Genomic DNA, 10292 nt, shown 5'->3' with positions numbered 1-10292 from the left:
GACCCCCGCGCGCCAAAAGCCGGACACCGACCGCCGACCACCCCCCGCGCCAAACAAACCCATTCATGTCCTTAAGTCTTTCCTTTGCAACCACTTAATGAAGAACCCGACGTCTGCGAGCAAGGTTCGTACGCGCCCTGATCCGCCCCGGTGAAAGAAACCCAATCCGGCTTCTTGGCCAAGAGGGCTTCCCTAGAAGAGTATCCAGGCTAAAGACTCTATCATCGAGGTCGGCATGCCCGATCAGCCAGTCTCAAGGGAGCGGTCGATGCGAGCGGCACATCTGGCCAGCATGTCCTCGTACTGGGCCAGGAGCCTGCCTCGTGGAGGGCCGCTTTCAATGTGGTCCCAGGGAAAGATCTCAGCGGCGTCACGCCGGCGGTGAGCATAGAAGGCCGGATCGATGCCGGTCATCTCGAACGCCCTGAGCCAGAGGCTGTTGTCGAAAACCTCGTCCCAGCCGTCCATGCGGGCACCGAGGCGATACGCGGTTTCGATGACGCGACCCAGACGCCGGTCGCCGCGGGCGAAGACGCCTTCGAGAATGGAGCGGTCGACGCGATGGGTTTTGATGTGAACCGCTGAGCGGCGCTGCCGTGCGGCGTCCAACAGGATACGGCGGGCCTCGTGGAAATACTCGGCCGTTTGCATGGGGGCCCACTGCAGCGGCGTGTGAGGTTTGGGTACCAGCCAACTCACGCCGGCGTTGACCGAGGCCGGGCCCCCACGGACGGCCCGCTTGGCGTGACTCACCTGAAGAGCTAGATCGAAGATGCCGCGTATGTCGGACTCGGTCTCGCCCGGGAAGCCGCACATGAAATAAAGCTTCACCGAGTTCCAGCCGGCCTTGTAGGCCTGCCGGATTCCTTCGATGAGGTCCCCTTCAAGCACCTCTTTGCGGATCGCCTCACGCATCTCTTGTGTGGCCGCCTCGACGGCGATCGTCAACCCGCCCTTGCGGACGCTGCTCACCAGCCAGGGAATGTCCGAAAGCATCTTGTCCACCCGAAGCGACGGAAGAGAGAGGTTCACTCGGCGGGGCCCAAACCGCTCGTTCATCCGCTCCGCCAGCTCGCGAAGCCTCGGATAATCCGCACTGGACAGGCTCAGCAGGCCGATCTCGTCATGACCGGTGGCCCGCCAGGCAGACTCGGCAATCTCCATAATACGATCGACTGACCGGATGCGCATCGGCCGCTTGGTGTAGCCGGCGTGGCAGAATCGGCATCTCTTGGGACAACCACGCATGATCTCGATGCTGATCCGATCGTGAACAACCTCCGTGAACGGCACAATCGGACGAATCGGTACGGGGGCGTTGTCGAAATCCTTTGTGAAGCAGCGGACGATGGTCTGCCGCGGTGCAAAGCCGGCAGGACACCCGCTTGCGGCGACCATACCGGCAATCGTGCCGTCGAGTCGGTATTTGATCTCATACAGCGACGGGACGTAGAGCCACTCAAACCGGCGGGCAAGTTCGATGAGTCTCTCAGAACGTGACGCGCCGCAACGCTTGAGCTCACGGCACGCGTCGAGAATCGCGGCCGTGCTTGCCTCGCCGTCCCCGATCACGACGGCATCAACAAAATCGGCGATGGGTTCAGGATTGTCCATCTGAGGCCCGCCCACGATGACCAGAGGATGTCCCTCGTCACGATCGGCTGACCCGAGCGGTATGCCCGCTAAGTCGAGAAGTAAAAGAAGGTTACTAGAGGACATCTCGTACTGCATGGACACGGCCAGGATATCCGCCGTCGCGACGGGCTGTCGGGTATCCCAGGTGAACAGCGGAATGCCCCGCCCGCGCATCACCCGCTCCGCGTCCGTCCAGGGACAGTAGACGCGTTCGGCACAGACACCGGGCGTGTGATTGCACAGCCAATAGAGAATCTGACATCCGAGGTGGCTCATCCCGACTGCATAGGTGTCGGGAAAAGCCAGGGCGACGCGCAGCTCCGCTCGCTCCCAGTCGCCGGGCCGGACAAGCTGGTTCCACTCGCCGCCGATGTACTGCCCCGGTTGCCGTACCTGCGGCAGGAGCTCATTGCTGATCCTCTCACCAAGCGCCATGGCAACGTTCCACGCATCCGCGCCGACCACCGCGCGGCTGTGCCGCTTATTCTACCGTTCGATGGGTTTGCCGGACAGCCGAGCCCGCGGCACAGCACGTTCCCTGACGGATCGGATTACCGGAGATACGTGTGGATCGAGGTGGGATCGCGAGGCTGAAGGAAACTAACGCTGGCGATAGATGATGCGCCCGCGAGTCAGGTCATAGGGGGACAACTCGACCGTCACGATGTCGCCCGGTACGATCCTGATGAAGTGTTTCCGCATCTTCCCGGCAATGTGGGCCAGGACCTCGTGTTTGGCATTGCCCGTTTCCGCCTCGACCAGAAACTGGGCGTTGGGCAGCGCCTTGATGACTTTGGCTTCGACCTGGATCTTCTCAGACTGCGCCATAAACTCCCTTGTCGTTGTCAGCGAAACCACAAACCTGTGTGGGGGTATATTATCGGCAACGCCGCGCAATAAGCAAATCAATAACCCAACCGCTTTCCACGACGGCCCGGACCGTCGACGCCTCAGGGGCATCACAGGACCGCGTTCTCGCCGCCGAGCCGCGTCCGGTCCGGAAAAAGGTGCCCTGCCGGCCCCTCCAAATGAAGCCCCGACCTGCTCTTTCCGATAGATCCCCTGGACGGGCACCCCGCCCGCTGAGGGCCAACCGCTGCAGGGTCATCTTCAATGCCGTTTATGGACGCGCAATCTCTGTTAACCGTTCTGTGTATCCTGCTGGGAACCGGCCTTTTCGTGCGGATGGTGGCCAAGGAGAAACACCGCCGCGACAAGCACCTCGAATTGCGACGATACGAGAAAGAACTGGCTGAGGCCGAGCAGCAGAAACGCATGGCCCGGCAGGCGGCCTCGGAAGGCGCCCCCGTCGTCCATGTCGCCGAACTGCGGCCCCAAAACTCCGATAAACCCTGAAGCCCTTTGCATCGCTCCTTGCCCCAAGCACTCCGACGACCTCCTTCCGGGAAAACGATCCCACGTGACAGACTCTCGCCTTTGGGCAGGGTCGGCGCGCCAAGCCGGACAGGCACGGTCGCCTTGGCAAACCGGGGTCGCTGTTCTGAACGCCCCCCCTGAACGGCCTGTTGTGCGCCGTCGCCCGATCTGTTGCGCAGCCTGAGGGCACCGGGACGCGGCAGGTTGACTGGTGCCGCTTGAAGCCTTAGAGTGAAAACGCCGCGTATGTCACGTGGCGGCGCCGTCAAGTCGGCGAACGTCAGGAGCGAAGGATCGTGCCTGAGACCCCAATCCGGAATCGTTCAATCAGTCTGACGTCGTTTCTGACTGCCCTTGGTGCCGTGATCGCCGGCTGCATCCTGATAATCGCCGGCCTGGTGCCGTCCGATCTGACCGGGCGGGCCGTCCTGATCGTCGGCGGCATGTTGTTGATCGCCGTTTCGCTGCTGTTGCACTCGCTGGTCAAGTTGTTGGTCCTGACCGAGGCGAACATCAACCGCGTTCACCATAACACCCTGGATCTTCACGACACGGCCAGAAGATTGGAGCCGATGATCAAACAGATCGCCGACAATAGCCAGCTATCCGACGCGGCCCGGTCGATCACGCATCGGGACAAGGAACTCGAGGCCCTCCGTCATGCCCTGCGTGAAGAGATGTTTCAGGGCAACTGGGACGCCGCGATGTACCTCATTGAGCAGATGCAGACGCGGTTCGGGTACGCTCGTGAGGCTGAAGCCCTTCGCAAAGAGCTTGCCCAGATTCGCGAGATGACCATCGAGGAGAAGATCGGGGATGCCGTCTCGCACATCACCAAGCTGATGGATGAGCACCATTGGGAGCGGGCCCGTCAAGAGTCCGAGCGGTTGATCAAGCTGTTCCCCCGTCACGAGCGGGTCCTGGGGCTTCCCGCGGAACTGAATCGGCGACGGGAAGCCCGAAAACAGGAACTGCTTCAGCAGTGGAACCAGGCTGTTGCCCGGGAAGAGGTCGACCGTGGCATTCAGATCCTGACCGAGCTGGACCAGTACCTTACGAAAGAAGAGGCGCAGAGTCTGCAGGACTCCGCCCGTCACGTATTCAAGGCTCGTCTGGTCGCGCTCGGCGTCAGCTTCGGACTCGCCGTGTCGGAAAATCGCTGGCGCGATGCGCTCGAAGTCGGTCTGTGCATTCGTCAGGAGTTTCCGAACAGCCGGATGGCCCAGGAGGTCGGAGAGAAGCTCGATACACTTCGTATCCGCGCGGGTTTTGCCGCCGGGGCCGAGGTCATCCAGCGATCGGTTACCCAGGAATAGCGTTCTCAGCTATGTGTTTGAACCGCGCTCTGTCATGCGCCTGCCGACGAGTTGCGTCCGGTGCCTTCTCGTCGATGTTCCGGGTTGGCCTTGGTTATCGAGAGACATGCTGCTCATGGGACACTGACACGGCGAACACGACGCCCGATCAGCGTGGTGATCTCGTAGGGAATAGATTCGGTCATGGTTGCCAGCGACTCGACGCTGTTGAATGAAGAGGGGTCGTCATCGATGATGACCACTCGATCCCCCACCGCTACGGGGCCTGCGTCAGTCAGATCCAGGTTGATCTGGTCCATGCTGACCCGCCCGACCACTGCGATCGGCTCGCAGGGCTGCTTGCGGGCAGTCTCCAGTGTCACGATCGCCCTATTGCCCAGAACGCGCCGATAGCCGTCGGCATAGCCCAATGAAACGGTGCCGATCACGCTCTCTCGCTTGGCCCTCCACGTGCAGCCGTAACCTACCGAAGCACCGGCAGGCAATCGGCGGATTTCCGTCAGACGCACGACCAGCCGCAAGATCGGGCGGAGATCAGGCGGCCTTTCACTGGCCGGTCCGCCCCAATACCCGTAGATGCACAAACCCGGTCTGACCAGGTCCAGATGTGATTCGGGCAGGCGGAAAACGGCGGCCGAGTTGGCGGCGTGAAAGGACCCGACCGCCAGCTTCGCCTCACGCATGCGGGCGATGAGCTGCTTGAATTCTTGAAGCTGGCTTCGCGCAAACCTCAGGTCATCCTCATCCGCGGTGGCAAAGTGCATGTAGACGCCGTCGATGAGAATGCCGGGCACCAGCGCGGTCTGAGCAATAATGTCCGGTGCCTTGTCACATCGGACACCGCATCGGCCCATGCCGGTGTCGACCTGGATCTCGACATGCCCCATCCTGTGTTGGCGCTTGGCAGCCGTGGCGAGCAGGCGGGCCTCCTCGGGAGAGGTGATCGTCACCGCAATATGGGCCGCCACGGCTTCGGCGGCGTTCTCGATTCGTTCGCTTTCGCTTCGGCTGGCCAATATGGGTCCGAGACAAAGAATCGGACCAGTCCAACCAAGAGCGCGAAGCTCGACGGCCTCGTCGAGATTCGCGACCGCCAAGCGCTCAATGCCGGCACGGACAAGGGCCGGCAGCACCTGCGAGAGCCCGTGACCGTAAGCGTTCGCCTTGACGGCGACGCAAATGGGTGTGCCGGGCGGGATGCGTCGCCGGACGGCCTCCACATTGCCCTGGATGGCGGCGGCGCTGACGTAGGCAGTCGCTGGCTCATGCATGGGTCGATCAGGTCTCCTGCGCCAATCTTGAAGGGCGGCAGCCCGCGCCATCTGGCTCCGCCGACCGGCATGGTATACAATCTCCCGGCGATTGGTACAAACTCAATGATTCTTTGGGATCCATGGCGACAGCGTTCGCCTGCCTCGAAATGCGCAAACACCACGAACCGCCCGCAGCATTCGCCGAACTCGGCATCCAAACACCATTCCTGTCAGCCCTGCAAAGAATGGGCTTCAGCCGGCCCACGGAGATTCAGCAACGGCTTATCCCGTTGGCGTTGGCCGGGCGAGACGTCCTCGGTCAAGCCCGCACGGGCACGGGGAAGACCGCCGCTTTCGGCCTGCCTTTGCTTCAATTGGCCAAGCCGGCCGAGGGGCTCCAGGGGCTCGTTCTCGTGCCGACCCGCGAACTCGCGGTGCAGGTTGCGGCCGAGATGCTCCGCCTGGCCGAGACCTCAGGCTTACGCGTCGTACCCGTCTACGGTGGACAGCGAATCCGTCAGCAGGTTCACCTCCTGGGCCGCAAGCCGCATTTTGTGGTTGGCACCCCGGGCCGCGTGATGGACTTCCTGGATCGCCGAATCCTCTCGTTCAGCGGCATTCGTTTTGTCGTGTTGGACGAAGTCGACCGGATGCTGGACATCGGTTTCCGCGACGATATCAAGCGGATCCTCTCGCAGGTCAAAACCGCCCACCAGACCATCCTCGTCTCGGCCACCATGACCGATGAGATCAAACGCCTTGCCGAGCAGTACATGACCGACCCGGTCGAGGTCAACGTCTCCCAGGACAAGATGACCGTGGATGAGGTGCGGCAGTCCTTCTACACGGTGGACCGCTGGGACAAGTACCGGCTCTTGAGAACCGTGCTCGATTCCAGGAAGCCCAAGCTGGCCATCGTTTTCTGCAACACCAAGCACGCGGTCCGCAAGTTGGCAAAGCGGCTCAACGGCGACGGCATCAACGCCAGGGAAATCCACGGCGATCTCGTTCAGGCCAAGCGGGACCGGGTGATGTCGCGATTCCGAAAGCATGCGATCCACGTGTTGGTCGCCACCGACCTGGCGGCCCGAGGCATCGACGTTCAGGGCATAACCCACATCATCAATTATGACATTCCCGATGACCCGCTCGGCTATGTTCACCGCATCGGCCGCACGGCTCGCATGGGCTGCTTCGGAGAGGCTTTGACCTTTGTGACCCGCGAAGAGGGCAAACAGCTCACCGAGATCGAGAAGCTGATCAACAGGGAGATTCCCTGCGAGCAAATGGAAGGCTTCGAGCCGTCGCCGCCCCCGGAGCAGCACTCCGCTTTCGCCATCGCCGCCAAGCCGGAGGCGTCGGTCGACGCGCCGGCAGCAAATGTCTCGACGGCCCCTAAACGCCTGGGAGCCAAGTTCAGGCCCGTGCGCCGCAGACGATTGTGAGCAAGGCACCGCCCCGTGACAATGCAGACACGCACCGCCCGCAGCTTGTCATGGTCGTGTCTTCCGCGGATCAGGCGGGCAGTCGCCTTGCAACCTTCCCCGGGCACACCTATACTGGCCGATGAGATGACTTGCCCGCAATGGAGCGACTATGCCGATCTACGAGTATCGATGTCTGAAATGCCGGCACGAGTTCGGCCGGCTGGTCCGGTCTGACGCGGAGGAGCAGGCTCTGGTCTGTCCCAAATGCGGAAAGAAAGAGCTGGAGAAGAAGCTGAGCGTTTTCGCGGCCGGGAAGGGGGCAGCGTCCGAGCCCTCTTTGCCGCCGTCCTGTGCCGGCTGCCAGAATCTTGGCGGCCCGTGCCCGATGAGGCAGTGAAAGCTCGCGGTTGAAAGCATTGTCGAATGAAGACTAGCCTTGCCGAAGACAACCCTCAACTTCGCATGTCGGTTGCCGCTGTATTGACTTGGCTCATGCCGGGTGCGGGTCATCTGTATATCCGTGAGCGGGCAAGGGGCCTTATTATTCTGGTGACCATCGCGATCACCTTCTGGGTAGGCGTTGCCGTCGGCGGCCTTAGCAACACGGTTTCGCCCGGCGGCCGGTCGTTATGGTTCATGGGTCAGATCTGTGCCGGCGGCCACGCCTTGGCCGCCTGGGGCTTGGGTACCTGGGTGGATCCCAGCCCCGTGCCCAAGAGGGATCCCAAGTTCGTGGCCTTCGGCCGATCCGAAGAGATTTCGGTCGTCTACACGGCCATCTGCGGCATGCTCAACATCCTGGTGATCTTCGACGTGCTGGTCCGGGCGGAAAAGCCCCTGATCCAGGCGGGTCGCACCCCGCCTGCGGCAAAGGGGGCGGCCGGATGATCGAGCTGCTCGCCACTCTCATGATCAACCCCCTCCCTCTGGTTCGCTGGCAGCAGGCCCTGTTGTTGCTGCCGCTCTGCCTCTGTATCAGCATCATCTACAAGACCATCAAGTGCGAGAACCTCCGGGAGATCCCCATGGCGGTCCTCAAGAACTGGATCACCATCGTGATCGGAATGTATGTGGTCGGCATCGCCCTTCTGTTGATCTACGAATTGCTGGCATAAGACTGGCCGGGCGCAAGCCCGGGCCCGGAAACGCGGTGTTCAAAGCACCGGGCGAGGCGAGCACGTCTTGCATCCCATTACTGAGTCTGCGGTGTTGTCAATTGGTCGACTGTGAGATGGCGCAGGCGGCGGAGGAAATCTTCGATGGTCCCCCGGTGCTGAGACGTGAGCGCGTGACCCCCGAATGCGACGTCATAGTAGCATTGCACGAGAACCGGGGCCTCTTGGAGAATGGCGTAACGTTCCGCCAGATCGGCGGCGAACTCGGCGGGCGTCTGATCGGGCCTGCGAGTCAGTCCGAGATCCGCGAGGAAGCGGCAGAATCGATGGTAGAACTCGACCTCGCGGCTGCGGCTTGCCTGCCTGGCGTGCCGGCCCTGCGAGAGACGCCGGGCAAGCCTCGTCAATCGACGCGCCAAGGAGACGGCGACATAGGTCAATAATAGAACCAGCGTCACCACCAGGAGCGTGAAAACCCAGTAAACCAGGCGTTCGTGCCACGACAGAGCAAGACGCCAGCCGAACAACTCGCGAATGAATGCGACCACGCCGCCGATCAGCGTTCGCTGGTCTTGAGCCGGTCTGCGAAGCCATTGGGCGAACCGATCGAGCATTCGGCGCCGCGTTTCGGCGTTGAAAGAGAGAACTCCGTCGGACCACTGGAACTGGAGGAAGTCCAGATAAGCGCGGATTCGGGCGCCCAGACCCGTCAGCCGCCCCGATTGCCTTCGGGACAACGGCGTGGGATCCAGCGTCACCCAATCGAGGCCGGGGATGAACACCTCGACCCATGCGTGTGCGTGCTTCTTGCGAATCAGGTAGAAGCCGCCGAACGAGTTGTACTCATTCGCCAGATAACCGATGACCACCCTGGCAGGGACGCCCTTGAGCTGGCACATCAGGGCCAATGCCGAGGCGAAATACTCGCAATGACCCTTTCGGGAGACCAGCAAAAAACTGCTCACCGGGTCTCCGGTCTCAGGCATCGGCGGAGGCTCGAGGGAGTAGGCAAAATGCTCGGATTGCAGGAAAGCCTCCAGCCGGCGGGCGAAGGATAAGCGGTTTCCAGGCTCTGTGAGCGGGCCGATTCCGCGCGTCTGTTCATCGATGAGACGGAGAAGCTGCTCTCGCCGTTCGTTCGCGATCGGGGGAGGCGTCGGCGGGGGGACGTCGGCGGCGCCCCGTTCGGCTGCCAGCGCTTTGGCGGCCATTGCCGGAACCGCCGGGGACTTGATCGTGTAGTCCAGTTGCTTCCGCACCGGCCTGAGAGTTTGAAGAATCTGTGTCCCGTTCCATTTTCGCACGGTCCGCAAGGTGGGCGAGCTGATCTCGAGCGGTGGATAACAGGCGAACAGCGTGATGTCGTCGGACGGCTCCAGGCGGTACTTCTGTATGAGCATCGGCCCGTGCGGCAGAGCGATGTCATTGCGGAACAGGGTGGTGGAGGGCGTTGTCTCTTCATCCGAAGTGAGCTGGTAGGTGTCAGCGCTGAGCTCCGTCACTCCCGATCGCCGCCAGCCCCAGTTGCGGTTTCCTGTCGGCGATCGGCTGGTGTACCGGTCGAGGACTTCTCCCCTTAGATAAAGCGGAACCCTCGATCCGACAGGCGTGCCATATTCGTCCGTCGCCGTCAGACGCATGATCGGCTGGTCCGATTCCTCGATCGCGCCGACCGAGGCGAATTCGATCGATCGGGCGAACCCGCTGAGGGCGCCGGCCGTGGCCGGTTGCCCAGCCTGGCCGAACATGCCGGCACCGACGCGGGGTATTGCGACGAAGACCATGACCCCGAGTCCCAGGGTTACAATGGCGACGGAGAGCGAGCCGGTGCGTTGTGCATTCAGGCCGGCGTGCGAGGTCGTTCCGTCGGGCCGGCGAAAGCCCGATGCCTGAACATTGCGCCGATCGGACCAGGCGGCTTCGCTTTCAAGGTGATGGGTGATGAAGCGCTGACACCCGGCGATGGCATACACGGCCAACACCAGCGGGAAAAGCAGGCTGCCACCGACAATGCCGCCGACGACCAGCAGCAACAGGAGAAGTATGAGCAGCATGGCATCGTCGCGATGGGTGCGCCATTGCAGCCACTTGGTAATACAGATGAGAATCATGAAATGTGCAAGAGCCAGGACCGTAGGCACGGAGAAACGCCAGCCCCACTCGATGATC

The 10292-nt window shown here is 62.1% G+C and carries 10 protein-coding genes; 6 read left to right on the top strand and 4 right to left on the bottom strand.

Translation table 11 applies throughout. The features are described from left to right. Nucleotides 1–243: 243 nt before the first annotated feature. Complete coding sequence (locus PLL20_20360) at nucleotides 244–2070, bottom strand: TIGR03960 family B12-binding radical SAM protein (protein ID HPD32354.1); 1827 nt, start codon at nucleotides 2068–2070, stop codon at nucleotides 244–246. Between the two features lie 165 nt (nucleotides 2071–2235). Further along, on the bottom strand, nucleotides 2236–2463 hold the full coding sequence (gene infA, locus PLL20_20355) for a translation initiation factor IF-1 (protein HPD32353.1): 228 nt from the start codon (nucleotides 2461–2463) through the stop codon (nucleotides 2236–2238). Between the two features lie 294 nt (nucleotides 2464–2757). Between infA and PLL20_20350 the strand changes: the two genes are divergently transcribed. Both PLL20_20350 and PLL20_20345 read left to right on the top strand, forming a co-directional pair. Further along, nucleotides 2758–2991, top strand: a complete 234-nt coding sequence (locus PLL20_20350; GenBank protein ID HPD32352.1) for a hypothetical protein — start codon at nucleotides 2758–2760, stop codon at nucleotides 2989–2991. A gap of 317 nt (nucleotides 2992–3308) precedes the next feature. Further along, nucleotides 3309–4328, top strand: a complete 1020-nt coding sequence (locus PLL20_20345; GenBank protein ID HPD32351.1) for a hypothetical protein — start codon at nucleotides 3309–3311, stop codon at nucleotides 4326–4328. A gap of 113 nt (nucleotides 4329–4441) precedes the next feature. Here PLL20_20345 and alr read toward each other — a convergent pair whose 3' ends face one another. Next, entirely contained in the window at nucleotides 4442–5599 is a 1158-nt protein-coding gene (gene alr, locus PLL20_20340) for an alanine racemase (protein ID HPD32350.1), read from the bottom strand. 122 nt (nucleotides 5600–5721) lie between these two features. Between alr and PLL20_20335 the strand changes: the two genes are divergently transcribed. The 4 genes from PLL20_20335 (at nucleotide 5722) to PLL20_20320 (ending at nucleotide 8123) form a co-directional block, all read left to right on the top strand. Next, on the top strand, nucleotides 5722–7026 hold the full coding sequence (locus PLL20_20335) for a DEAD/DEAH box helicase (protein ID HPD32349.1): 1305 nt from the start codon (nucleotides 5722–5724) through the stop codon (nucleotides 7024–7026). A 151-nt stretch (nucleotides 7027–7177) separates the two neighbouring features. Then, nucleotides 7178–7405, top strand: coding sequence for a zinc ribbon domain-containing protein (locus tag PLL20_20330; GenBank protein ID HPD32348.1), 228 nt, complete (start codon nucleotides 7178–7180; stop codon nucleotides 7403–7405). Between the two features lie 26 nt (nucleotides 7406–7431). Continuing rightward, the gene (locus PLL20_20325; protein HPD32347.1) at nucleotides 7432–7896 is read left to right on the top strand and encodes a hypothetical protein; all 465 of its coding nucleotides are present in this window, start codon (nucleotides 7432–7434) and stop codon (nucleotides 7894–7896) included. Next, complete coding sequence (locus PLL20_20320) at nucleotides 7893–8123, top strand: hypothetical protein (GenBank protein HPD32346.1); 231 nt, start codon at nucleotides 7893–7895, stop codon at nucleotides 8121–8123. The genes PLL20_20325 and PLL20_20320 overlap by 4 nt, the downstream gene beginning before the upstream one ends. 77 nt (nucleotides 8124–8200) lie before the next feature. Here PLL20_20320 and PLL20_20315 read toward each other — a convergent pair. Then, the coding region (locus PLL20_20315) for a transglutaminaseTgpA domain-containing protein (protein HPD32345.1) at nucleotides 8201–10292 on the bottom strand (2092 nt) is incomplete at its 5' end.

Source organism: Phycisphaerae bacterium (assembly GCA_035384605.1).
Taxonomy (GTDB): Bacteria; Planctomycetota; Phycisphaerae; order UBA1845; family PWPN01; genus JAUCQB01.
The sequence above is the reverse complement of the archived record's forward strand: the minus strand, read 5'-3'. Positions and strand labels throughout refer to the sequence as shown.

Coding starts and splice junctions, on each gene's coding strand:
- alr (HPD32350.1), bottom strand. CDS start 5,599: ATGCATGAGCCAGCGACTGCCTACGTCAGCGCCGCCGCCATCCAGGGC.
- PLL20_20330 (HPD32348.1), top strand. CDS start 7,178: ATGCCGATCTACGAGTATCGATGTCTGAAATGCCGGCACGAGTTCGGC.
- infA (HPD32353.1), bottom strand. CDS start 2,463: ATGGCGCAGTCTGAGAAGATCCAGGTCGAAGCCAAAGTCATCAAGGCG.
- PLL20_20325 (HPD32347.1), top strand. CDS start 7,432: ATGAAGACTAGCCTTGCCGAAGACAACCCTCAACTTCGCATGTCGGTT.
- PLL20_20350 (HPD32352.1), top strand. CDS start 2,758: ATGGACGCGCAATCTCTGTTAACCGTTCTGTGTATCCTGCTGGGAACC.
- PLL20_20360 (HPD32354.1), bottom strand. CDS start 2,070: ATGGCGCTTGGTGAGAGGATCAGCAATGAGCTCCTGCCGCAGGTACGG.
- PLL20_20320 (HPD32346.1), top strand. CDS start 7,893: ATGATCGAGCTGCTCGCCACTCTCATGATCAACCCCCTCCCTCTGGTT.
- PLL20_20335 (HPD32349.1), top strand. CDS start 5,722: ATGGCGACAGCGTTCGCCTGCCTCGAAATGCGCAAACACCACGAACCG.